General features: G+C 72.3%; 14 protein-coding genes and 1 tRNA gene. 5 read left to right on the top strand and 10 right to left on the bottom strand.

Annotated elements, in window-relative coordinates; all coding sequences use genetic code 11:
- Positions 1–27: 27 nt before the first annotated feature.
- From ASF37_RS10860 to ASF37_RS10845, 4 genes are all read right to left on the bottom strand, one after another.
- Positions 28–9,162, bottom strand: a complete 9,135-nt coding sequence (locus tag ASF37_RS10860) for a type I polyketide synthase (RefSeq protein WP_056580335.1) — start codon at positions 9,160–9,162, stop codon at positions 28–30.
- A 533-nt stretch (positions 9,163–9,695) separates the two neighbouring features.
- On the bottom strand, positions 9,696–10,445 hold the full coding sequence (locus ASF37_RS10855) for an SDR family oxidoreductase (protein WP_056580333.1): 750 nt from the start codon (positions 10,443–10,445) through the stop codon (positions 9,696–9,698).
- Entirely contained in the window at positions 10,445–11,662 is a 1,218-nt protein-coding gene (locus ASF37_RS10850) for an acetyl-CoA C-acetyltransferase (protein WP_055964906.1), read from the bottom strand. The genes ASF37_RS10855 and ASF37_RS10850 overlap by 1 nt, the downstream gene beginning before the upstream one ends.
- A 72-nt stretch (positions 11,663–11,734) precedes the next feature.
- Positions 11,735–12,880, bottom strand: a complete 1,146-nt coding sequence (locus ASF37_RS10845) for an acyl-CoA dehydrogenase family protein (RefSeq protein WP_055964903.1) — start codon at positions 12,878–12,880, stop codon at positions 11,735–11,737.
- A 110-nt stretch (positions 12,881–12,990) separates the two neighbouring features.
- Here ASF37_RS10845 and ASF37_RS10840 point away from each other — a divergent pair, with 110 nt between their 5' ends.
- Positions 12,991–13,569: a TetR/AcrR family transcriptional regulator gene (locus ASF37_RS10840; RefSeq protein ID WP_156364705.1), complete on the top strand. Its 579-nt coding sequence runs from the start codon at positions 12,991–12,993 to the stop codon at positions 13,567–13,569.
- A gap of 51 nt (positions 13,570–13,620) precedes the next feature.
- Here ASF37_RS10840 and ASF37_RS10835 read toward each other — a convergent pair whose 3' ends face one another.
- Positions 13,621–14,157, bottom strand: a complete 537-nt coding sequence (locus tag ASF37_RS10835) for a YceI family protein (RefSeq protein WP_056575724.1) — start codon at positions 14,155–14,157, stop codon at positions 13,621–13,623.
- Between the two features lie 123 nt (positions 14,158–14,280).
- Between ASF37_RS10835 and ASF37_RS10830 the strand changes: the two genes are divergently transcribed.
- Genes ASF37_RS10830 through ASF37_RS10820 form a run of 3 tightly spaced genes read left to right on the top strand, consistent with a single transcriptional unit; the run spans position 14,281 to position 15,979 of the window.
- Positions 14,281–14,757 (top strand): MarR family winged helix-turn-helix transcriptional regulator, encoded by a 477-nt coding sequence (locus ASF37_RS10830; RefSeq protein WP_055964897.1) that lies wholly within the window; start codon positions 14,281–14,283, stop codon positions 14,755–14,757.
- 59 nt (positions 14,758–14,816) lie between these two features.
- The gene (locus tag ASF37_RS10825; protein ID WP_055964893.1) at positions 14,817–15,083 is read left to right on the top strand and encodes a helix-turn-helix domain-containing protein; all 267 of its coding nucleotides are present in this window, start codon (positions 14,817–14,819) and stop codon (positions 15,081–15,083) included.
- Positions 15,080–15,979, top strand: coding sequence for a zinc ribbon domain-containing protein (locus ASF37_RS10820; RefSeq protein WP_055964889.1), 900 nt, complete (start codon positions 15,080–15,082; stop codon positions 15,977–15,979). The genes ASF37_RS10825 and ASF37_RS10820 overlap by 4 nt, the downstream gene beginning before the upstream one ends.
- Before the next feature lie 107 nt (positions 15,980–16,086).
- Here the strand turns inward: ASF37_RS10820 and ettA are convergent, their stop codons facing one another.
- The 4 genes from ettA to ASF37_RS10800 all read right to left on the bottom strand — a co-directional run bounded on the left by ettA (position 16,087) and on the right by ASF37_RS10800 (position 22,539).
- Positions 16,087–17,769, bottom strand: a complete 1,683-nt coding sequence (gene ettA, locus ASF37_RS10815; RefSeq protein WP_055964887.1) for an energy-dependent translational throttle protein EttA — start codon at positions 17,767–17,769, stop codon at positions 16,087–16,089.
- 49 nt (positions 17,770–17,818) lie between these two features.
- Positions 17,819–19,480 carry a GTPase gene (locus ASF37_RS10810; protein ID WP_056580331.1) on the bottom strand — a complete coding sequence of 554 codons (1,662 nt, stop codon included), beginning with the start codon at positions 19,478–19,480 and terminating at the stop codon, positions 17,819–17,821.
- Complete coding sequence (locus ASF37_RS10805) at positions 19,477–21,150, bottom strand: dynamin family protein (protein WP_235492899.1); 1,674 nt, start codon at positions 21,148–21,150, stop codon at positions 19,477–19,479. Before ASF37_RS10805 ends, ASF37_RS10810 begins: the two co-directional genes overlap by 4 nt.
- A gap of 165 nt (positions 21,151–21,315) precedes the next feature.
- Positions 21,316–22,539 carry a PrsW family intramembrane metalloprotease gene (locus ASF37_RS10800; RefSeq protein ID WP_055964883.1) on the bottom strand — a complete coding sequence of 408 codons (1,224 nt, stop codon included), beginning with the start codon at positions 22,537–22,539 and terminating at the stop codon, positions 21,316–21,318.
- Between the two features lie 160 nt (positions 22,540–22,699).
- Between ASF37_RS10800 and ASF37_RS10795 the strand changes: the two genes are divergently transcribed.
- Positions 22,700–22,773 (top strand) — tRNA-Arg (locus ASF37_RS10795).
- Positions 22,774–22,841: 68 nt separating this feature from the next.
- On the opposite strand, the gene ASF37_RS10790 is transcribed toward ASF37_RS10795, so the two are convergent.
- Positions 22,842–23,792, bottom strand: coding sequence for an aldo/keto reductase (locus ASF37_RS10790; protein ID WP_056580329.1), 951 nt, complete (start codon positions 23,790–23,792; stop codon positions 22,842–22,844).
- Positions 23,793–23,834 lie beyond the last annotated feature (42 nt).

The raw sequence follows: 23,834 nt of genomic DNA, 5'->3' as shown, positions 1-23,834 counted from the left end.
CCCGCGGCCCGGCACCCCCGCCAGGGGTCACGAGCAGGCCGTGGCGACGTACACGTCGTCGTCGCCCAGACGCGCCTGCGGGTCGAGCAGCACCGACGCCTCCCGGCCCCGCACGCCCTCCTTGCCGAGCCGACGTCCCGCGGGACGCTCGTACGCGGTGGCCGCGCCGACCATCACCTGCGCCAGGCGCATCCGGCCGGCCACGACCCGCTCGCGCGACCGTGCGACGTAGTCCTCGCGCTCGGCCTCGGGCAGCGCCTGCACGAACGCCTCCGGGTGCGCCAGGGCGATGAGCCCCGCCACGTGGCCGAAGCCGAGGCTCGTGACCAGGCCGGCCTTGAGCGTCGCACCGGCGAGCGGCTCGCGCAGCCAGACCAGGTGCTCGTGCTCGGCGAGCACGTCGTCGACGCAGTCGAGGCTGCGGTTCGGCGGCAGCATCCCGCCGGCCAGCACCTGGGTGAGACCGATCAGCTGGAATGCCGCGGCACCACCCTTCGCGTGGCCGGTGAGCGTCTTCTGCGACACCACGAACAGCGGGTTGCCGGCGCTGCGACCGATCGCCGCCGCGAGCCGCTCGTGCAGCTCGGACTCGTTCGGGTCGTTGGCGTCCGTCGACGTGTCGTGCTTGCTCACGACACCGATGTCGTCGGCGTCGAGGCCGAGCACCGTCAGCGAGCGGGCCAGCTGCGACTCGCGCCCCCCGATGGCCGCGGCCAGGGCACCGATCCCGGGCGCCGGGATCGACGTGTGCACGCCGTCCGCGAACGACCCGGCGTAGGCGACCACGCCGTGGACCGGCAGGCCCATGCGGGCCGCGACGTCACCGCGGGCCAGCAGCAGCGTGCCGCCGCCCTGGGACTCCACGAACCCGCCGCGACGACGGTCGTTGGCCCGGCTCACCCGACGCGGGTCGATGCCCTTGGCGAGCATCGCGCCCGAGTCGGCCGTCGCGGACATGTCCGCGAAGCCGATGATGCCCTCGGTGCTGAGGTCGTCGAAGCCACCGGCCACCACGAACTCGGCCTTGCCGACCTTGATCTTGTCGACGCCCTCCTCGACGGAGACCGCCGTGGTGGCGCACGCGGCGACCGGGTGGATCATCGCGCCGTAGCTGCCGACGTAGGACTGCACGACGTGCGCGGCGATGACGTTGGGCAGCGCCTCCTGCAGGATGTCGTTGGGGTTGTTCTCCCCCAGCAGGGTGTTGATGTACAGCGCGTGCATGGAGGCCATGCCGCCCATGCCGGTGCCCTGCGTGTTGGCGACGAACGCCGGGTGCACCCAGCGCATCAGCTCGGCCGGCGTGAAGCCGCTCGAGAGGAACGCGTCGACGGTGCACACGAGGTTCCAGATCGCGACGCGGTCGATGGACTCCAGCATCTCCGCCGGGACGCCCCAGGCGGAGGGGTCGAAGCCGGTCGGGATCTGACCGCCGATGGTGCGGCTCAGCTCCATGCGGCGCGGCACGCGGATCTCGGTGCCGGCCTTGCGGGTGACGGTCCACTCGCCGTCGGGCGACGACGTGATGCTGGTGCGCTCGGGATCGGCGGCCACCATGGCGCGGGCCTCGGACTCGCTGCCGACCGAGAACGTCAGGTCGTCGTCGAGGTACACCGACGTGAGCAGCGGCGCCGTGTTGTCGACCATCGAGCCGTCGTCGCCGTAGGTGCGGATGCCGCACCGTGCGACCACGGCGTCGTGGTACCGCTCGTGCACGTCGGCCTCGTCGACCGGCTCGTTCGACTCGACGTCGTACCAGCCCTGGTTGACGTCGTCCCACATGATCAGGCCGGTGTTCCAGGCCAGCTCGAGCACGCCGGCCGCGGACAGCTCGTCGTGCACCTCCATCTCGAAGCGCGTGCGGGCCGAGCCGTACGGGCCCAGCTCGCCGGTGCCGACGATGACGACCATGTCCTCGGGGCGCGCGGTGACCTCGCCCCACGCCGGGGTGGCGGCGTCGGGCAGCTGCGCCGGCGACGGCGCGAGGGCCGCCACGGTGGGCGTCTCGTCGTCCTCCTCGACCGTCGGGCGCTCCACGCCCTCGGCCAGCGCGCGCAGGTCGAGATCGGCCTCGCCCAGTCCGCCGGTCAGGTCCAGCTCGACCGGGGCGACGGACGCCTGCTCGCGCAGCGCGGTCGTGCAACCCTGGGTGAGCAGCGCGTCGGCCATCTCGTCGGGGCTCCAGGTGCGGACACCGGCGGACTCGACGGCCTGCACGAGCGGGTCGTTGCCGCCCATGAGGCCGGTGCCGCGGACCCAGCCGATGATGGCGTGGGTCAGCGTCACGCGGTCCGACCAGCTCTTCTCGGCACCCCACTTGGTGACGACGGCATCGAGCGCGGCCTTGGCCTCGCCGTACGCGCCGTCGCCGCCGAACATGCCGCGGTTGGGCGAGCCCGGAAGCAGCACGTGCAGGCGGGACGCCAGGTCGTGGTCGCGGCCCGTGGTGGCGAGGGCACCGACGAGGCGCTCCACCGACCACAGCAGGATGCGGGCCTCGACCTCGGTGCGGCTGCCTGCGTCGGACAGGTCGCCCATCACGCGCCCGGCCGCGAACGGCACGAGCAGCGTGGGCACGAGCGCCGGCTTGGTCACGGTCTTGGTGCTGCCGACCGTGCGGGCCTGCTCGGTGACGATCCACGACGAGAGCGCGTCGACGTCGGCGAACGAGGCCATGTTGGCCGGGACCACCCAGAGGCGGGCACCGGCACGGGCGTGCGTCCGGTAGAGCTCGCGGTAGAACCCGACCTTGCGGCTGTCGAGGCTCGACGTGGTGGCCACGACCGTGGCGCCACCGGCGAGGAGCTCACCGACGACCGAGGCGGCGATCGAGCCTCGGCTGGCGCCGGTGACGACGGCGACGTCGTCGCTCCAGGTGCCGGGCGTGGTGTCGAGGGCGGCCTCGGCGATCTGCTCGAGGCGGGCCCTCAGCGCGGCGTCGTCGGTGCGTCCGGCCCACCAACGGGCCTGCGACGCCACGACCTCGCCGCTGCCGGTCAGGTCGATCTCCTTCTCCGCCCACGGCCCGGAACCCCCGCCGGGCGCGGTCTGGCCCAGCGCGATGCGCGCGAGATCCTCACGGGCGCTGGCCCAGCGGTCGTCGACCAGCACGGCACGGCGCTCGTCGAACGCCGGCGCGACCGCGTCGACCCAGTCGGAGCCGAGCTCGGCCTCGACCCGGTCGAGCACACGCTGGGCGTCCTCGTCGGTCTCGGTCGACGGGACGTCGGCGGCGAGCCCCAGCTGCGCGAGCAGGTGACGGGCGGTGCTGGCGAGCACACCGTCGGGTCCGGTGATCTCGCCGGTGATCTCGGCGAGCGCGGCGGCGTCGACGGTGGCGTCGGAGCCACCGGCGGACGGCAGGTCCACGCTCACGCCGTGGCGCGCGGCCACGGCCTGGACGGCGGCGTCGACGGCCGCGTCGACCTCGGCGCCGTTGGACGGCACCGGGATCGTGGCGAGGTCTCCCCCGCGCACGCTGGCACCGTCACGCGTCGAGAGCGCCAGCTCGGCCAGCACGTGGCTCGCCCAGCCCGCGCCGAGCTGCCAGACGTCGGTGACGCGGTCGGCGACGGCCGACTGCTTGCGACCCGTGGGGCCGAGCACCTTCTTGAGGTGGTCGGCGAAGGTCGCGGAGAGCACCGGACCGAACGGCTTGTAGCTGCGGGCCAGGCCCTTGACCTGGGCCGAGAGCGTGGGCACGTCGGCATCGGCAGCGCCGTCGATGGCGCCGAGCGACAGCTCGCCGCCGAGGTCGACCAGCAGCTGGTTGCGGCGCGACGACGCACCGTCGCAGAGCGACTCGATGGAGTCGGCAGCACCGATCTGCTCGGGGCGCAGCTTGGTCCACCAGGCGATCAGCGTGCGGGTGCCGTCGGCGGCGTCGAAGCCGAGGTCGGCCGGACGCGGACCGCCGGAGGACACCGGGGCCGCGGCGGGCGCCGGGGCGGCCGTCGTCGCGGCGGACTCGGCGGCGGGCGCCTCGTCCACGACGTCGTCCTCGATGGGCGCGGGGTCCTCGTCGGTCGCGAACACCGCGGCGGCGTCCCGCTCGACGTTCACGACCTCCACGCCACGCTCGCCGAGCGTCGACTGGACGGCCGGGAGCCTGATCGTGGACGACGCGAGGTTGGCGACGGTGGGCGACTGGCCCACGCCGATCTCGACGAAGCGCTCGACCCCGAGGCCACCGTTCTCGACCGACGCGAACATCAGGTCCTGCGTCTCGATCCAGCGCACCGGGCTGGCGAACTGCCAGGCCAGGAGCTCGACGAGCAGCGTGCGGCACAGCGCCTGCGGGCGGGCGGCCCAGGTGTCGAAGTCGGACAGCACGGCGTCCAACGGGGACTCACCGACGAGATCGGCGATCTCCTGCACGAAGCCCTGGCCGAGCGAGAACGGCCGCGGCACGAGGTTCGGCACGTACCGACCCTCGAGGATCGTCGGATCGATCTCGGCCGGCAGCAGCTCCTCCAGGCGGGCCCGGAAGTCCGGGACGCCGCCGTGCAGCACGCGGGAGTGGAACGGCACGTCGATGCCGGGCACCAGGATGAAGGCGGCCTTGCCACCGAAGCGTGCGCGACGCTCGGCGATGTCCTCCTCGAGGACCTCGAGACCGCGCACGGTGCCGGCGATGGCGTACTGCGAGCCGCGCAGGTTGTAGTTGACGATCTGCAGGAACTGCCCGCTGCGCTCGGCGACGCCGTCGACGTAGGCGGTGACCTCGTCGTCGGCCAGGCCGATCTGCGACGGACGGATGGCGGCCAGGCGGTAGTCGCTGCGGCCGTGCTCGTCGCGGGGGACGAGCGTGTGCATGACGGAGCCGCGCTGGAACACGACCTCCACGACGGCCTCGAGCGGGATGACACCCGACACGGCCGCGAGTGCGTTGTACTCACCGACCGAGTGACCGGCCAGCACGGAGCCCTCGACGAACGCGCCGGACTCGCGCAGCTCGGCCATCTGGGCGGCGCCGAGCACCGCCATGGCCACCTGCGTGAACTGGGTCAGGAACAGCACGCCGTCGGGGTGCTTGTGGGTGGTGCCGTGGGCGACGAGCACGGTCGGGTTGTCGCGCACGACCGTGAGGATCGAGAAGCCGAGCGCGCTGCGGGTGTGCGCGTCGGCACGGTCCCACACGGCGCGGGCGGCCTTGGACCGCTGGTAGCCGGCCATGCCCATGCCCGGGTGCTGGATGCCCTGACCGGGGAAGGCGTAGGCCGTGCGCGGTGCGGCCACCCGGGCCGTGGCGGCCATGACGAGCTCACCACCGGCGCGGCAGGTGACCTCGACGACCTCGTCGCCGTCGACCAGGGCGGTGCGCTCGGCCTTCACCGAGACGGCCGCACCGGGGGCCAGGGGGCTGAGCCAGCGGGTGGTCCAGCCGAGCAGCGTGCGACCCGTGGCGTCGGCCACCACGCGCTGCGCGGCGGCGGACAGCCACATGCCGTGGGCGATCGGCTCGCCGAGACCCGCCAGACGGGCTGCGGCCACGCTCGTGTGGATGGGGTTGTGGTCGCCCGAGACGGAGGCGAACGCGCGCAGGTCGGTGGGGGTGACCACCGTGCCCTCGGCGCGGGTGCGGCGCGGCGTCGGGTGCACCTCGGCGTCGCCCAGACGGCCACCCGCACGGACGGGCTCGCCGGCGTCGGCCGAGCCGGGACGGCCCCGCACGCAGAAGCGCTCGACCAGCGTGGCCACGGTGCCGTCGGCGTCCGTGGCGGTGACGTCGACCGTGACGACACGACCGAGGTCGGTGGCGCGAACGGAGCGGACGGCGGCGCGGAGGGTGAGCTCGGTGCCGTCGACCGGCGTGCGGGTCACGTCGATCGCGTGGTCGAGGTGCACCAGGTCGAGCATGCCCTCGACGACGGGGTCTCCCGCCTCGGTACGGCTGGCGCCGATGACGGCGAAGACGGCAGGCCAGGCGAGGCCCACGAGTGCGTCGGGCACGAACGCGGCGGTCTCGCCGGCGGTGACACCGGCGTGGTCGGCAGCGAGGTCGTCGCTCCACGGAGCACTGAGCGTCGCGGCTCCCTCGGAGACCGACGGGAGCGAGCCGCCCGCGGCGGCGGTGAGGAGGTCGAGCATCGCGGCGGCGGCGGTGCTCGTGGAGATCACGGGCGCGCCACCGGTGGCCACGCCGTCGGTGACGTCGAAGGTGAGCGTGAGCGTCCGGCCGCCACGGTCCAGCGGCACGACGAGCTCGGCGGCGTGGCCCGATCCGGTCAGGACGGCACCCGTCTCGGGGTGCTCGGCGCGCTCGGGGGCGACGCTGACCCAGCCCGTCGACGACGAGGCCGGGGTCCCGAGGCGGTGCACCGGGTTGCGCACGGCGCGCCCGGCCCACACGGCGTCGGGCGAGGCGAGCACGAGGGACACGGCGCCGGTGGCGCCGTCGGCGCGGCGCAGGCCGACGACCTCGAGCGGTGCGGCACCCGAGGCGAGCACCGCGTCGACCGCGGCGTCCTCGAAGCGGCTCAGCAGGTCGGCCACCGGCTCGTCCACGCGGGTGATGCCCGCGACCGAGACGGTGCCGGGGATGACGCAGACCTCGTCGGCGGCGAAGCGCGGGTCGTGGGCCTGCCACAGGGAGTCCGAGCGCCACCAGCGGCGCACGTCGGCGTCGACGACGGGCACGAACGGCACGGGCTTGCCCGGACGACGGCACACCTGCACGAAGAAGGGGACGTCGGCCGGGTGCAGCACGACGTCGTCGGCGGCCGGGTGGGCCTCGCGAAGTGCGGTGAGTGCGGCGGTGGCGTCCTCGACGTCGGCGGGCGTCGCGAACAGGGTGGCGACGGGGCCGTGGTCGACGTCGACCAGGCGCGCCTCGGCGCGCTGCAGCATCGCGTGGAAGCGGTCGCGCAGCGTCACGTCGAGCCAGGCGGAGCCGCCCTCGTCGTCGTGTCCGGTGGGTGCCGCATGATCGGTGGTGAGCGCGGCGAAGCGGTCGAGCCACGCACCGTACGTCATGGTCGCGACGTCGCCGAAGTACGGCTTGGCGGTGCGGTCGAGGGCCTCGACGATCTCGTCGCGGCGGGCTGCGACGGCGTCGGCGTCGCCGGCGACCTCGTCGAGCAGCCGTCCGGTGCGCGACGCGGTGTTGTCGATCTCGTGGATGTCGGCGCCGAGCTGGCTGCGGCCCGAGGACATGCCCCCGTCAGCCGCACCCGCCCCGACCCACGCGGGCGTCCCGGGGGTGTCGACGAGGAGCTGCTTGACCGCGGGCGAGGTGGTGGCCTCGAGGGTCGCCATCGCCGCGGTGCCGACGAGGACGCCGTCCAGCGGCATGACGGGGTGGCCGTGGGCACGGGCCCACTCACCGGTCAGGTAGGCCGCAGCCACCTCGGGGGTGCCGATGCCGCCGCCGACGCAGACGACCACGTTGTCGTGGGCGCGGAGCTGGGCGTACGTGGCGACGAGCAGGTCGTCGAGGTCCTCCCACGAGTGGTGACCGCCGGCCTTGCCGCCCTCGATCTGCACGATGATCGAGCGAGGCGCGACCTTGTCGGCGATGGCGAGCACCTGGCGGATCTGCGCCACGGTGCCCGGCTTGAACACGACGTACTCGATGCCGACCTCGGCCAGCTCCTCGACGAGCGCGACGGCCTCGTCGAGCTCGGGGATGCCGGCGGTGACGATCACGGAGTCGATGGGCGACCCGGCGGCCCGGGCCTTCTGCACCAGACGCTGACCACCGAGCTGCAGCTTCCACAGGTAGGGGTCGAGGAAGAGGGAGTTGAACTGGAACGTGCGGCCCTCGTCGAGGAGGTCGTCGAGCTCGGCCATCCGCTCGGTGAAGATCTGCTCGCTCACCTGGCCGCCGCCGGCGAGCTCGGCCCAGTAGCCGGCGTTCGCGGCCGCGGCCACGATGGCGGCGTCGACGGTCGTGGGCGTCATGCCGGCCAGCAGCACGGGCGAGCGACCGGTCAGACGCGTGAACGCGGTCTCGACGCGCAGGCTGCCGTCGGGCAGCGTGGCGGCGGTGGGGGCGTAGGACGACCAAGGACGGCTGCGACGGGGAGCCGCGCCGGGCACCGTCAGCTCGCGGTGGCCGCGGCGCGTGGCGACGGAGACCACGCCGGCGCCCCGGACCTTCGCCTCGGCGGCGCTCAGGCGCGCGGCCAGGTCGCCGGGACCGACGTCGAGCAGCCACTCGGCACCGGCGTCGAGCACGCGCTCGACCTCGGCGACCCAGTCGACCGGCTCGACGACGGCACGCCGCGTGAGCGTGCGAGCCTGCTCGGGGTCGAGTCCGCAGGTGGCCGCCCAGGTGGCGGCGAGGTCGGCGGCCTCGGAGAGCGCAGGGTGGTGGAAGGCGAGCTGCGCGGCCACGGGCTCGACGACGGGCTTGAACGCCGCGCCTCCGGTGACCTTGCGTGCACGCTCGTCCTTCTGGGCGGCGGCCACCTCGTCCATGAGCGTCACGGCACGGCGCAGACCCTCCTCAGGACCCGACAGCACCACGGAACGACGTCCGTTGCGCAGGTGCGTGACCACGTCGGCCGAGGCGGGGAGCGTCGAGAGCGCCTCCGCCACGCGCGCGGGGCTCTCCCCCGTGACGCTGAGCATCGTGGCTCCGAGCAGGCCGCGGCGGCGACCCACGACGTGGGCTGCCGCACCGGCCAGACGGGCGTACGCGTAGAGCTCGGCCGGGTCGGCGCCTGCCAACGCCTCCAGCGCGAGGGAACCCTGCGAGTGCCCGGCGGACGCGACCGGCGGGGTCGCGGTGACGTCGAGTCCCTGGCGGCGCAGGGCCGCCAGCCCGGCGAGCTGGGTGAGCAGGATGCCGGGGACGGACACGGCCGGGACCTGCTGGTCGACGGCCGAGGGAAGGCTGGGCGCCTCGTCGTCCTCGGCGGACTCACCGACGGCCAGGGCGTCGACCCACGCGAGCGGCGTGACCGTGGCCCCGGTGCGCAGGAGCTCACCGGCCACCGGCTCGAGGGTGCGCTCGGCGCGATCGACGACGGACGTCAGGTCCGCCTCCAGCGCGAAGTCGCGGACCAGGGTGGCGAGCGCGTCGAGCCAGGCCTCGCCCTGTCCCCCGGCGACGACGGCGTAGCGCTGCCCACCCCGCAGACGGTCGACCAGCGCCTCGCGGCGGCCTCCGGTGGTGGCGGTGCTCGTGGTCGTCGGCGTCGTGGGGGTGGTGGTCACGTCGAATTACCTCGCTGCGGCAGATGGGTGGAAGCACCATCGTCGCAAAACGTGAGAGGATCCTCAAGTTTATTCCGAGGGTTTCCTCATGTTCTGTTGGTCACACGTCCGTCTGCCTGCGGCTGCGCTGCCTCCACTCCGACCCTGCGTGGTCTCCGAAAGAGCCTCGACCGGACGGCCCCCAGCGCGCTCGACCCGGCTTCCGAGCCCACCATCGGTGGATCCTCAACCGCAGATCGCGCGCTGCAGTTGCTGAGACACCGATGGGTACGCGGGAACCGGGTCATCGGTGGATCCTCAACCACAGCAGCACTCCTGCGGTTGAGGATCCACCGATGACCCGGGTGTGCCCGCAGGTTCGGCCGCGCCGCACCCCTCTGTCCGGTCGAGGCCTTTCGGAGGCCGAGCCGAGACCCGGCCGGAGCAGCGCACCCGCAGGTCGACGCCGGCCGAGAGCGACGCAGTCGCAGGGTGGAAGACGAACGACCCCGCAGCCGCCGAAGCAGCCACGGGGTCGATCGAGGAAGCCGAGGTCAGACCCCGCCACCCAGGAGCAGTCCACCGTCGGCGGTGATGGTCTGGCCGGTGAGCCAGGCGGCGTCCTCGGAGAGCAGGAAGCCCACGACGCCGGCGATGTCCTCGGGCTGCCCGAGGCGCTTGAGCGGGTACGGCGCGGAGACCTCGTCCTCGCGACCCTCGTAGAGCGCCTTGGCGAACTTCGTCTTGACCACGGCCGGGGCGACCGCGTTGACGCGGATGTCGGGGCCCAGCTCGACCGCCAGCTCCTCGGTCACGTGGATGAGCGCGGCCTTGGAGGCGCCGTACATGCCGATCATGGGCGCCGGCTTGAGGCCGGCCACGGACGCGACGTTGACGATCGCGCCGCCGTGCTCACCCATCCACTGGCCGTACGCCTGCTGCGCCCACGCGACGGCGGAGAGGACGTTGACGGCGAAGATCTTCGCCGCGGCCTCGAGGTCGATGTCGATCATCCGGCCGTACACGGGGTTGATGCCGGTGTTGTTGACCAGGAAGTCGAGGCGCCCGAAGGTCTCGATCGCGGTCCGCACCGCCTCCTCCTGGTGGCCGGCGTCGTCACCGGAGCCCGCCACGAAGACAGCGCGGCCGTCTCCGAGCGTCGCGGCAGCCTCGGCGAGCGCGTCGGGCTTGCGCGCCGTGATGAGCACCTGGGCGCCGTCGTCGACGAGCCGCTGCGCGATGCCGAGACCGATGCCCCGGCTGGCGCCGGTGACGATCGCGACCTTGCCGTCGAAGCGCCCCATCAGGAGAGCCGCTCGATGACCATGGCCATGCCCATGCCGCCGCCGACGCACATCGACTCGACGCCGAACTGCTTGTCGTGCCACTGCAGCGAGTTGATCAGGGTGCTCGTGATGCGTGCGCCGGTCATGCCGAACGGGTGGCCCACGGCGATCGCGCCGCCGTTGACGTTCAGCTTGTCCATCGGGATGCCGAGGACCTTGGCCGAGCCCCACGACTGCACCGCGAAGGCCTCGTTGATCTCGTACAGGTCGATGTCGTCGATGCCCATGCCAGCGTTGCGCAGGGCGGCCGGGATGGCCTCCACCGGACCGAGGCCCATGATCTCCGGCGAGAGGCCTGTGACCGCGGTCGAGACGATGCGTGCGAGCGGCGTGAGGCCGAGGGCCTTGGCCTTCTCGTCGCTCATGATCACCACGGCGGCGGCACCGTCGTTGAGCGGGCACGCGTTGCCTGCGGTCACGGTCCCGTCAGGACGGAAGACCGGCTTGAGCTGGCTGACCGCCTCCATCGTCACGCCCGCGCGGGGTCCGTCGTCCTTGGAGACGACGGTGCCGTCGGGCAGCGTGACCGGGGTGATGTCCTTGGCCCAGAAGCCGGACTCGATCGCGGCCTCGGCGAGGTTCTGGCTGCGCACGCCGAACTCGTCCTGCTCCTCGCGGCTCATGCCCAGGTGCTGGGCGACGTTCTCGGCCGTCTGGCCCATCGCGATGTAGAGGTCGGGCAGCTCGCCGCTCTCCCGCGGGTCGGTCCAGGTGTCGGCACCACCTTCGGCACGCTTGGCCGTGCGGGCGATCGCGTCGGCGAACCGCGGGTTCTCCGAGCCCGGCAGGTCGGAGAAGCCGTTCTGGAAGCGGCTCACCGTCTCCACGCCGGCGGAGATGTAGGCGTCACCCTCGCCGGCCTTGATGGCGTGGAACGCCATGCGGGTGGTCTGCAGCGACGACGAGCAGTAGCGGTTCACGGTCACGCCGGGCAGGTGGTCCATGCCCGAGAGCACGGCCACGGCGCGCGCGAGGTTGTGCCCCGCCTCGCCGGCCGGCTGGCCCACGCCCAGGTGCAGGTCGGTGATGTCCTTCGGGTCGAGCCCGGGGACCTTCTCCAGCGCGGCCTGCACCATCTGCACGGTGAGGTCGTCCGGACGCATGTCCTTGAGCGAGCCCTTGACGGCGCGCCCGATGGGCGAGCGGGCGGTCGAGACGATGACGGCTTCGGTCATGGTGCTGCCTTCCGGTGGTGGGAGTCGTGCGGCGGGGTGGTGCGGCCCTCTACGGGCTCAGGGACGGTCGGCTCAGAACCCGAGGTCGCGGCCGATGAGCTCCTTCATGATCTCGTTCGAGCCGGCCCAGATGCGGGTCACGCGAGCGTCGCGCCAGGCACGGGCGACGCGGTACTCGTTCATGAACCCGTACCCGCCGTGGATCTGGACGCAGTGGTCGAGGACGGAGTTCTGCAGGTCCGACGTGTACCACTTGGCCTTGGCGGCGTCGACGGCCGTGAACCGACCCTCGGCGTGCGCGGCGACGGCCTGGTCGAGGTAGGCCTCGGCCACCTCGACCTTCGTGACCAGCTCGGCGATGAGGAACTTGTTCCACTGGAACGCGCCGATGGACTGGCCGAAGGCCTTGCGGTCCTTCGCGTACTGGATGGTCTCGAGCAGGATCTGCTTGGCGTGCGCGACGTTGGAGATGGCGCAGCTGAGTCGCTCCTGCGGAAGCTTCTGCATCATGTGGATGAAGCCGCGGTCGATCTCGCCGATGATGCGGTCGTCGCCCACGCGGACGTTCTCGAAGAACAGCTCGGCGGTGTCGGACTCGGTCTGGCCGACCTTGTCGAGCTTGCGGCCGCGACTGAAGCCCTCGTCGCCGGCCTCGATGGCGAACAGGGTGATGCCCTTGGCGCCCTTCTCGGGCGAGGTTCGCACGGCGGTGACCACCAGGTCGGCGCTGTAGCCGTTCGTGATGAAGGTCTTGGAGCCGTTGATGACCCACTCGTCGCCGTCTCGCACGGCGGTGGTCTTGAGCGCGGCGAGGTCGGAGCCGCCGCCCGGCTCGGTCATGCCGATGGCCAGGAGGCACTCGCCCGTGGCGATCTTGGGGAGCCAGCGCTCCTTCTGCTCCTGGGTGCCCAGCTCCACGATGTAGGGGGCGGTGATGTCGGAGTGGATGCCCACGCACGACGCCAGGGCGGCACTGACCTTGCTCAGCTCCTCGGCCCAGACGGCGTTGAAGCGGAAGTCCTCCGCGCCGGAGCCGCCGAACTCGTCGGGGATCTCCAGGCCCAGGAGACCCATCTCACCCGCGGCGAGCCAGAAGTCGCGCGGGATGGCCTTGTCCTCGATGTACTGCTCGATGTTCGGCGCGACCTTCTTCGCCAGGAACGTCGCGCAGGTGTCGCGGAAGTCGTCGTGGTCAGCGGTGTAGACGGTGCGGTCCATCGGGTCCCTCGTGCTCGGGTGCGGGCCTGGTTCACTACGCGCGGGTAGGTAAGCGCTTGCTTAGCGTGCCCGGCATGGGCCATGCTGTCAACCGACGAAAGGGACCTGTGATGACAGCCACGGCACGCGAGCGTCTGCTCGAGGCCGCCGTCGAGGCCTTCGCCGAGAAGGGCTTCACGGCGACCACGACCCGCGACATCGCAGCACGCGCCGGCATGAGCCCGGCAGCGGTGTACGTGCACCACGACACCAAGGAGAGCCTGCTCTTCACGGTCAGCATCGACGGGCACCGCTCGGCGCTCCACGTGGTGGAGTCCGGCGACGATCCCGCCGCCACGCCACCGGAGCGCCTGCGACGGCTCGTGCACGACTTCAGCGCCTGGCACGCCTCGCACAGCCGGGTCGGCCGGATCGTCCAGTACGAGTTCGACGCACTGACCCCCGAGCACCGCGCCGAGGTCGCCGCGCTGCGCCGCGCGATCGAGCGCAGCCTGCAGCAGGTGCTCGAGGCCGGCGTGGCCTCGGGCGACTTCGCCGTGGACGACCTGGTGGGCACGGCACGCGCCATCCTGAGCCTCAGCATCGACCTGGTGCGCTGGTTCTCCCCCACCGGGCCGCAGACGCCCGCCGACGTCGCCGAGCTGCACGCGCGGCTCGCCCTCCGCATGGTCCTGTCCCACGACGACTGACGGCGCCCACCCCGAGGGGTGAGCGCCGTCGGGCGCGGGCAGGTGCGAGGCTCAGGCCTGGAGCACGGCCTCCGCGTTGATCGTCAGCGTGATCTTGTCGCCGATCATGACCTTGTCACCCTCGAGCGGGATGTTGAAGTCGATGCCGAACTCCTTGCGGCTGATCTCGCCGGTGGCCTCGACGCCGACGCGGGTGCCGCCCCACGGGTCGCCGCCCTCGCCGAGGAAGTCGACGTTCAGCTCGAGCGGCTTGGTGACGCCCTTGATCGTCAGGTCGCCCTGCACGACGAAGGTGTCGTCGGACTTCTGCACGACGCCGTTCGTCGTGAACGTCATCTTCGGGTGCGCCTCGGTGTCGAAGAAGTCACTCGAGCGCAGGTGCGCGTCGCGGTCCGCGGTGCCCGTGTTGATCGAGGAGAGGTCGACCTCGACGGTGACGGTGGAGTCCGTGACCGGGTCGGCGGTCACGAGGGTGCCCTCGAAGGTCTCGAACTTGCCGCGCACCTTGCTCATGATGTGGCGGACGGCGAAGCCGATCTCGGTGTGCGTGGGGTCGAGGTTCCACGTACCGGTGGTGATGGTGCTCATGGTGTCTCCTGAAGATGGGGAGTGAGGTTCGTGGTTGAACCTTCAACGTTCGAGACGGTAGCATATAGTTGAAGACTCAATCAACCCTCTCGACCGGGATCCCTCCCGCACTAGGATGTGCCCATGACCACAGCGCCCACCGACACCCCGTGGCTCGACGCGGACCAGCAGCAGTGGTGGCGCTCCTACATGGGTGGCACGACCGTCCTGATCGACCAGCTCGACCGCGACCTCCGCGCCGCCCACGACCTCTCCATGGCCGAGTACGAGATCCTCGTGCGCCTCTCCGAGGCCGACGACCGCTCGATCCGCATGGCCGAGCTCGCCGCGGCCGTGTCGCACTCGCGCAGCCGCATCACCCACACCATCGCCCGGCTCGAGCGGGACGGCATCGTGCGACGCACGGCCAGCTGCACCGACGGGCGCGGCGTGAGCGCCGTGCTCACCGACCACGGCTACGAGGTCCTCGGCCAGGCTGCCCACACCCACGTGCGCGGCGTCCACGAGTACCTGGTCTCGCGCTGCAGCCGCGAGGACCTCGAGGCCGTGGGCCGCGTGTTCGAGGCCGTCCGTGACGGCCTGGAGGGTCGTCGCTTCTAGTCGAGACATTGCACGCGTGCTATGGACACCCATAGCACGCGTGCAATAGTCTCGGTGTCGTGAAGGACATCCGGGACGAGGCGCTCTACGCGGGCGTCGTGGCACAGGTCGTCGCGCGGCGGACGGAGCTCGGGCTGTCGCAGCGTGAGCTCGCCGACCTCTGCGGCACCACCCAGTCGGCCATCGCCCGGTTCGAGTCGGCCACCCGGCCACCGAAGCTCGACACGCTCGCTGCGGTCGCCGAGGCCCTCGACTGCACGCTCGAGGTCACCTTCCGCGCCCGCACCCGACCAGCACGCGCCCGATCGACCGAGGAGACACCATGAGCACACGCGTCGACACCGAGGACATCGCCTCGACCAGGAGCGAGCGGGTGCTCGCCGTCGTCCTGGTCGTCTTCCTGCTGATCGGCTCCGGCTGGTTCTACGTCAAGATCGACGACTGGGTCGGCGGGTCCCGCGCCTGGGAGTACACCGCCGCCGAGCAGCGCTCGATCGACGCCGCCGAGACCGCCGAGGACCGGGCCTGGCGGGCCGAGGAGGAGCGGGACACGGCCCTGACCGACCTCGAGCTCGCGCGGGAGAACCTCAGCCTCGCGATCGAGCAGGACCAGCCCACCGAGTCGCTGTCCGAGACGTTCGAGGAGGCGCAGACCGAGTACGCGGAGGCTCGTGCCGAGGCAACGACGGCACGCAGTCGAGCCGACGCCGCCCAGCAGGCCGCCGACGACGCACGCGAGACCTACGACGACCGCGCCCGCGGCAAGGACGGCCGCTACTGGATCGTCGCCCTGCTGCGCCTGCTGTTCGTCGGAGCGCTCGTCGGCGGGTCCCTGCGCCTCATCACCGTGCAGCGCGCCCGCGAGTCCCGCTACCTCACGCTCGGGCTCTCGGCGGTCGCTGCCTCCACCCTCACCGCCGTCTGGTTCGCCGGCGACTACATCACCGACTACATCGACGTCCTCGAGCTCGGACCGCTGGTGCTGTCGGTGCTCGGTGCCGGCGCGACCGTCGTCGCGTTCGTCGCCCTGCAGCGGTACCTCGCCCGCCGCGTGCCCCGCAGCCGGGTCCGCAAGGGCGAGTGCCCGTTCTGCGGGTTCCCGGTCAGGGGCGACGGCCCGCACTGCGAGGGGTGCGGCCGCGAGGTCGTCGGCGAGTGCGGCGCCTGCTCCAGCCCTCGGCGGGTCGGCTCGCCGCACTGCGCCGTCTGCGGCCACGACTGACGCGACCCGGTCAGGCGTCGAAGTCCTGTGCGCGCCGCAGCACCGTGGCTCGACGCACGAGCGGCCCCGTCACCGCGAGGTGACGGGGCCGCTGCGTGAGGGTGCGGTCAGTCGCGCGTGAGGCGACGGTGCGTGACGCGGTGCGGGCGTGCCGCCTCCTCGCCGAGGCGCTCGATCTTGTTCTCCTCGTAGGAGGCGAAGTTGCCCTCGAACCAGAACCAGCGTCCGGGCTCGTCCTCCGTGCCCTCCCAGGCCAGGATGTGGGTGGCGATGCGGTCGAGGAACCACCGGTCGTGCGACGTGACCACGGCGCAGCCGGGGAAGTCGAGCAGCGCGTCCTCCAGCGACGACAGCGTCTCGACGTCCAGGTCGTTGGTCGGCTCGTCGAGCAGCAGGAGGTTGCCGCCCTGCTTGAGGGTGAGCGCGAGGTTCAGCCGGTTGCGCTCACCACCGGAGAGCACCCCGGCCTTCTTCTGCTGGTCGGCACCCTTGAAGCCGAACGAGGCCACGTAGGCGCGGCTGTTCATCTCGAAGTTCGCGACCTTGATGAAGTCGAGTCCCTCGGAGACGACCTCCCACACGTTCTTGTCGGCCGCGATGCTGCCGCGGGTCTGGTCGGCGTAGGAGATCTTGACCGTCTGGCCGACGTCGAGCGAGCCGGAGTCGGGCTGCTCGTGGCCGGTGATCATGCGGAACAAGGTGGTCTTGCCGACGCCGTTGGGCCCGACGACGCCGACGATGCCGGCGCGCGGCAGCGAGAAGCTGATGTCGTCCCAGAGCGTCCGGCCCTCGAAGCCCTTGGTCAGGTTCTTGGCGTCCAGCACCACGTCACCCAGTCGGGGGCCGGCGGGGATGTTGATCTCGCTGGTGTCGATCTTGCGGTCGCGCTCGGCGGCGGCGGCCAGCTCCTCGTAGCGGGCCAGACGGGCCTTGCTCTTGGCCTGGCGTCCCTTCGCGTTGGAGCGGACCCACTCCAGCTCCTTCTCGAGCATCTTGGCGCGCTTGGCGTCCTTGGCCCCCTCGACCTTGAGCCGGTCCTTCTTGGTCTCGAGGTAGGTGGAGTAGTTGCCCTCGTAGCCGTGGATGCGACCGCGGTCGACCTCCGCGATCCACTCGGCCACGTTGTCGAGGAAGTAGCGGTCGTGGGTCACGGCCAGGACGGCGCCCGGGTAGGTCTTCAGGTGACCCTCGAGCCACTGCACGGACTCGGCGTCCAGGTGGTTGGTGGGCTCGTCGAGCAGCAGCAGGTCGGGCTGCTGGAGCAGCAGCTTGCACAGCGCCACCCGGCGGCGCTCACCACCGGACAGGTGGTCGACCAGCTCGTCCGGCGGCGGGCAGCGCAGCGCGTCCATGGCCTGGTCGAGCCGGGAGTCGAGGTCCCAGGCGTTGACGCTGTCGAGGAAGGTCTGCAGGTCACCGGTCTCGGCCATGAGGGCGTCGTAGTCGGCGTCGGGCTCGCCCATCTCGGCGTACGCCTCCTCGAGGCGCTTCATCTTGCCCTTGACCTCGGAGACGGCCTCCTCGACGTTCTCGAGCACGGTCTTGCCGTCGGTGAGCGGCGGCTCCTGCTGCAGCATGCCGACGGTGGCGTCGGGGTCGCGCACGAGGTCGCCGTTGTTGGGCTGGTCGAGCCCGGCCATCAGCTTGAGCAGCGACGACTTGCCCATGCCGTTCGGGCCGACGACGCCGATCTTGGCGCCGTGGAGGAAGGAGAGGGTGACGTCGTCGAGGACGACCTTGTCGCCGTGGGCCTTGCGGACGTTGCGGAGGGAGAGCACGTAGTCAGCCATAGGCGTCCCAGCCTAGCGAGACGTTCCTGCCGCGCGACCGTCGCGGGTCTCAGCCCAGGGCGCGGACGATCCCGCTGCGATACCGCTCGTACCGGTCCAGCTCCGCCTGGAGCGGCGCGAGGACCTTCTCCTGCGCCACCTCGTCGACGGCGCGACGGAGCACCGCCTCGGCCCGCTGGGCGCGTCGTCGAGCACTCGCGCGGACGGTCACGCGGGCCAGCACCGCCAGGACGACGCCCACGGCCAGACCACCCACGAGGAGCAGCAGCGGCAGGGAGAAGCCCACCACGACGGGCGCCTCGGGGACCTCCCACCCGGCGACCCGGCTCGCGAGCTCGACGGCGCCCCAGCCCACGCCGGCGACGAACGCGGCGAACGCGAGCCACTGGAGGACGTCGACGAGCCTCCACCACACGGGGGTGCGGGACAGCCCGAGGTCGATGCGGTCGATCGTGTCGTCGAGCTCGCGGACCACGTCGTCGCCGGTGCGGACCGATGCGTTCCGCACCGCGTCGCGCCAGGGGCGCTCGAGGCCGACCGCGGCCTTCTCGGCGATCTCGCGGACCGCGGACTCGGCCTGGGCCCGTTGGACGTGACCGATCGACGGCCGTACCGCCCGCGTGAGCGACGCGACCGACCCCGTCGGGTCGATGCCGAGCTCGCGGAGCGGGTCCTTGCGGAGCCGTCCCACCCAGCGCAGGGGTGGCCAGCCCGTGTGGCGTCGGGCCGTGCGCAGCGTCGAGGCCTCGACGGCCTCGACCAGCTGCGGGGCGCCCACGCTGTCGAGCAGGGCGAGGTCGAGGGCCTGCCGGTCGATGTCGGTGAGGCCGGGGATGTCGGCGCGGCCGCCGGTCGCGACGACCCGCTGGGCGGCCTCGGCCACGTCCTGGGCCAGCCGGTCCTTGGCCGACGCCTTCGCGCGGATGCGCCGCGCCAGCTCACGCTTGAGGTCGTCGACGCCGTCGCCCCGGTGCGCCGAGACGCCGATGACCGGGACGTCGGGCAGCCCCTCGCGCTCGAGGATCGCGCGCACGTCGCCGAGGGCGCGTTCGCGGTCGGAGTAGTGGATGCGGTCGATCTGGTTGAGCACCACCAGGGTCACGTCGCTGTAGCCGGCCATCGGTCGGATGTAGCGGTCGTGGATGGCGGCGTCGGCGTACTTCTGCGGGTCGAGCACCCAGACCAGCAGGTCGGCGTACTGCACCAGGCGGTCCATCTCGAGGTGGTGCGACACCTCGGTGGAGTCGTGGTCGGGCAGGTCGAGCAGGACGAGGCCGTCGAGCTTCGTGTCGGCCGAGGAGCGGTCGAGCATGCTCATCCGCGACACCTGGTGCCGCGCCGGGATCCCCATCCACTCGAGCAGCTCCTGCGCTCCGTCGGGGCCCCAGGAGCAGGCGAGCGCCCACGACGTGGTGGGCCGACGCACGCCGACGCCGGCGAGCTCGAGGTCGGTGAGGCAGTTGAACAGCGACGACTTGCCCGACCCGGTGGCACCGGCGAGCGCGACGATGGTGTGCTCGCCGGACAGCCGCAGCCGGTCGGACGCGCGCTCGGCCAGCGCCGCGGCAGGGTCGAGGACGTCGTCGGCGAGCCGGTCGCGCGCGGCCTCGACCGCCTCGCTCAGGCCGTCGAGCCGGGTGGCGACGTCGGATCGCTCGCCGCCGAAGACCTTCTCCGCGGCACGCGCGACGGGGCCGGGGCGCTCGGTCATGAGGCGGTCTCTCCGTCCAGGAAGTCGATGTGTCGTGCGTAGTCTGCCCGACGCGCGGCCTCGCGGAGCCTGGTCTGCGCCGCCTCGATCGTGGTGGGGTCGGTCAGGAGGTCGAGGTAGCGCTTCTGCTCGCTCTGCACCAGCGCCTGCATCGATGCGACGAGCGACGTGTGGGCCCGCTCGGCGAGGTCACGGACGGCCTGGTCCCCGAAGATCGCCTCCAGCAGCTTCTGCGCCACGACCGCCGTGCCACCGGCCACGCCGACCTCGGCGCCGGTGAGGCCGGCCGAGCCGCCGACGAAGACGACCACCATGAGCGCCACGCCGATGCCGTTGACGCCGAACGCCAGGAACTTGGCGGTCATGCGCTTGTCGGCACCCTCGGCGCGCACCATGTCGAGCACCTCGGCCTGCCAGTCCCGCACCAGGCGCTCGGCCTTGACCCGCACGTCGCGGGACGCGCGGTCGAGGCCGCGCTCGGTGGCGATGAGGGCACGACCGGACTCCAGGGACGACCAGGAGCGGTACACGGCCTCGGCCGCGGACTCCAGCTGCTCGACGACGATCGTCTGCAGACCGCTCTCGACGGCCTCGCTGACCTCGGCCGAGCGGGTGCGCTTGCCGGTGACCTGGTCGACCAACCGGTCCCGGATGCGGCTGACCCGCTCCTCGACCGACCGGAGCAGCTCGCCGTTGCCCACGTAGTCCTGCCAGCGCGACAGCACCTCGCCCCGCATCACGGTGCCGTCGCCCGCCTTGCGGGCCAGCAGGTCGGCGGCCTCGCGGTACACGCCGGTGGCGTCGTCGTGCAGGCGCTGGGCGGTGGCGCGCTGCTCGTCGAGCGCGTCGGCCACGCCGTGCGACCGCATGACGTTGTGGCGGACGGCGCCGTCGAGGGTGCCGAAGACCACCGCAGCGCGTCCCTCGGGGTCGGCCGCGAGGTCACGCAGCCACCCGATGATCGGTGCGACCGCCGCGCGGGGCAGCAGCCCGTCCTCGCCCACGGCGGACTCGGGCACCGTGAACAGCGGGGAGTCGGAGAGCCCGCGTGAGGTCATCATCCGGGCCAGGTGGCCCCGGACCTCGACCACGGCATCGTCGTGGGTGCGGTCGAGCACGACGGCCACGGAGGTGCTCCGCTCGGCGGCCTTGCCCAGGTAGTCCCACGGCACCTGGTCGGCGTAGCGCGCCGCGGAGGTGACGAACAGCCAGAGGTCGGCGGCGGCGAGCAGCTGGGACGCCAGCTCGCGGTTGCCCTGGTCGATGGAGTCGATGTCGGGCGCGTCGAGGATCGCCAGGCCCCGCGGCACCCCGGTGGACTCGGCGAGGCGCAGCGCGTGGACGTCGTTCGTCACGGCCTGCGTGCGCGGCAGCTCGGGCAGGATGCGGTCGGGCTGGAACCACTCGGCGTCGGCGGGGTGGTGCACCAGCACCGGCGAGCGGGTGGTCGGACGCAGCACGCCGGACTCGGTGACGGGCTCGCCGACGAGCGAGTTGACGAGCGTCGACTTGCCGGCACCGGTGGAGCCGCCCACGACCGCGAGCAGCGGAGCCTCCAGCTGCACGAGCCGCGGGATCACGTAGTCGGACAGCTGGTCGACGATCTCGGCGCGGGTCGAGCGCACGTCGGAGACGCCGGGCACCTCGAGTCCGAGGGGGGCGGCGGTCACGTCGGTGAGCAACCTGCTCAGCGCTCCCAGCAGCTCAGCCGAAGCATGTTCGCTGGGCACCGGCGGTCCTCCCGTCCTGACGTCGACGACCTGGGTTCTCTCCCGCCCCAGGGCTGGGGACCAGGTTAGTGGACCGGACACCACTCGCGCGCCGCTCCCACGCCCTCACGCGTGCGGGACGGCGCGGTGGGCCACCGGCAGCGGCGGTGGGAGCCTGAGCGCGGGCCGCAACGCGTACATGGCGTCGAGCAGCGCGTACGTCCGTTCGACACCGTGCGGCTTGGCGTGGCCGCTCATGATCGCGTCGTGCAGGAAGGCCATCTCGGTGGCCAGGCGCTGGTAGCGCCGCACGACCTTGGCGGCCACCCGGCCGTGGTTGGAACGGGCGTGCTTCCGGGCCTTCTTGCGGTACGAGAACCGCGAGAGGTAGGGGATCTCCGCCGGGTGGATCCAGCCACGCTCGGCCACGTAGGACAGCGAGCGCTCGAGCGTGCGCACCTGCCGGACTCGCGTGACGACGGCGATCACGCCGACGACCAGCAGCACGAGGCCGAGGGCCAGGTACACCAGGACGAACCCGGCGCCGCCGCCGTAGGACAGCGAGGCGTTCCAGAGGCCGTGCAGGGCGACGCTGACGGCCATGCCGAGCACCCCGATCACCACCTTGAGGACCTTCGAGCGGACCAGGACCGCCAGGCCGAGGGCGATGCCGAAGGCGGAGGTGAACAACGGGTGCGCGAACGGGCTCACGACGCCGCGCACGAAGAACGTGCCCGCAGCACCTTCGGCGCCGGCGACGGGGATCTCGGGCGATCCGAGGTAGCTGGCGGCGTAGTAGCCGATGTTCTCCACGAAGGCGAAGCCGAGGCCGACGAGCCCGGCGACGACGAGCCCGTCGAGGAAGCCGTCGATGATGCGGCGCCAGCGCAGGAAGGTGAACAGCAGGAAGAGGCCCTTGGCCGGCTCCTCGGACAGGGGCGCGACGAACGAGGCCAGCTGCTGGTCGGTGAGGTCGGCCACCTCGGCCACGACGAGCTGGACGACGAGCGCGATCGCGACGGCCCCGACACCACCCCACACGAAGGCCGCCACCTTGTAGCGACGGGGCTCCGGCTCGTAGCGGTCCAGCCACCAGTACACGAGCCACAGCACGGGCAGCGGGATGAAGGCGTACAGGACGGCCAGCCGCGCGCCCTCGGCGTCGCCCGCGCTGGCGGCGAAGATGCCGACCGCGACGAGCCCGATCACGACGCCGATGCCGACGAGCACCATGAGGAGGGTCCGGCCGCGCTGGCGCGGTGTCTCGCGGTAGCGGGGCAGACGGCGCGGGATCTCCCCGCGGCCCGCCTCCTGCGGCACGGCGACGTCGTCGGCGTAGGGCTGGCTCACCCGCAGGAGCCTAGGCGAACCGGTCCTCCCCCGCCCTCTGCCACGCAGGCCGTCCTCCGGCCTTCCCCGTGCATCGGGGCACCAGCGCCCGGATCCGAGCGCGTGGTGGGCCGCGGTGCTCCGAAACGCAGCGCCGTCGCGGCCACTACGCTGGTCCTCGGCCCCCGTAGCTCAGTCGGATAGAGCAGAAGCCTTCTAATCTTCGGGTCGCAGGTTCGATTCCTGCCGGGGGCACTCACCCCCTGACGGTGGATCCGCAGCCGCAGAACGCCTCCTGACGTTGCTCAGGCACCGACGGGGGCTCAGGCCGGTGCGTCGAGGGCGGTGAGCTCGTCGGGCGTGAGGTCGACGTCGGCGACGCGGAGGGCGGAGTCGAGCTGCTCGACCCCGCTCACCCCGACGATGGGGCGGATCTGCGGCCGTGAGGCCAGCAGCCAGGCGAGCACGACCACCGAGCGGGGCACGCCGTGGTCGGCTGCGACCTCGTCCAGCACCGCCAGCCGCCGGGTGGAGCCCGGGTGCTCGTACGGCTCCGGGAACGGACGGTCGGCGCGGTCGTACGCACCCTGGACGAGCGGCGAGTACGCCCACAGCTCCACGTCGGGGTGCTCGGCGACGTAGTCGATCGTCTCGTCGGTCACGAAGCCGAAGCGGTGGTCCTTGCCCTCCACCGCGGCACCGGGCCGGGGATGCAGGTACGACGTGGTCAGCTGGAGCGCCGTCCAGGGCTCGAGCCCGCGGTCCAGCGCGATCGAACGCCCGCGCTCCACCCGCCACGTCGGGTGGTTGGAGACCCCGAGCCGTCGGACCGACCCGGCCTGCACGAGGGCGCCGAACGCCTCGACCGACTCCTCCAGCGGCGTTCCCCGGTCCTCGCCGTGCGCCCAGTACAGGTCGATCACGTCGACCCCGAGCCGACGCAGGCTCGCCTCGCAGCCGGCCCGCACGACGTCGGCCGACAGCCCCTCGACCGTGGCGCCGTCGGGGCGCGGGTGGTCGAGCGGCTCCACCCCCACCTTCGTGGCCAGCTGAACCCGGTCACGCCGGGAGCCGTCGGCGGCGAGCCACCGACCGAGCGTCTCCTCGCTCTGCCCGCCGTGACCCGACGCGTCGGACCAGAACGAGTAGCAGTTCGCGGTGTCGAGGGTGGTCCCCCCGGCGTCGACGAAGCGGTCGAGGAGCGCCCGAGAGGTCCGCTCGTCGGTCCGGGTGCCGAAGTACATGGTGCCGAGCACCAGCCGACTGACGTCCATGCTCCCGTTCTACCGCAGGAGCGCCGCCGTTCGCGCCGGCCC

The organism is Aeromicrobium sp. Leaf289 (genome assembly GCF_001423335.1).
In the GTDB taxonomy this organism is placed as follows: domain Bacteria; phylum Actinomycetota; class Actinomycetes; order Propionibacteriales; family Nocardioidaceae; genus Aeromicrobium.
The sequence above is the reverse complement of the archived record's forward strand: the minus strand, read 5'-3'. Positions and strand labels throughout refer to the sequence as shown.

Coding starts and splice junctions, on each gene's coding strand:
- ASF37_RS10855 (WP_056580333.1), bottom strand. CDS start 10,445: ATGGGGCGCTTCGACGGCAAGGTCGCGATCGTCACCGGCGCCAGCCGG.
- ASF37_RS10850 (WP_055964906.1), bottom strand. CDS start 11,662: ATGACCGAAGCCGTCATCGTCTCGACCGCCCGCTCGCCCATCGGGCGC.
- ASF37_RS10845 (WP_055964903.1), bottom strand. CDS start 12,880: ATGGACCGCACCGTCTACACCGCTGACCACGACGACTTCCGCGACACC.
- ASF37_RS10840 (WP_156364705.1), top strand. CDS start 12,991: ATGACAGCCACGGCACGCGAGCGTCTGCTCGAGGCCGCCGTCGAGGCC.
- ASF37_RS10835 (WP_056575724.1), bottom strand. CDS start 14,157: ATGAGCACCATCACCACCGGTACGTGGAACCTCGACCCCACGCACACC.
- ASF37_RS10830 (WP_055964897.1), top strand. CDS start 14,281: ATGACCACAGCGCCCACCGACACCCCGTGGCTCGACGCGGACCAGCAG.
- ASF37_RS10820 (WP_055964889.1), top strand. CDS start 15,080: ATGAGCACACGCGTCGACACCGAGGACATCGCCTCGACCAGGAGCGAG.
- ettA (WP_055964887.1), bottom strand. CDS start 17,769: ATGGCTGACTACGTGCTCTCCCTCCGCAACGTCCGCAAGGCCCACGGC.
- ASF37_RS10810 (WP_056580331.1), bottom strand. CDS start 19,480: ATGACCGAGCGCCCCGGCCCCGTCGCGCGTGCCGCGGAGAAGGTCTTC.
- ASF37_RS10790 (WP_056580329.1), bottom strand. CDS start 23,792: ATGGACGTCAGTCGGCTGGTGCTCGGCACCATGTACTTCGGCACCCGG.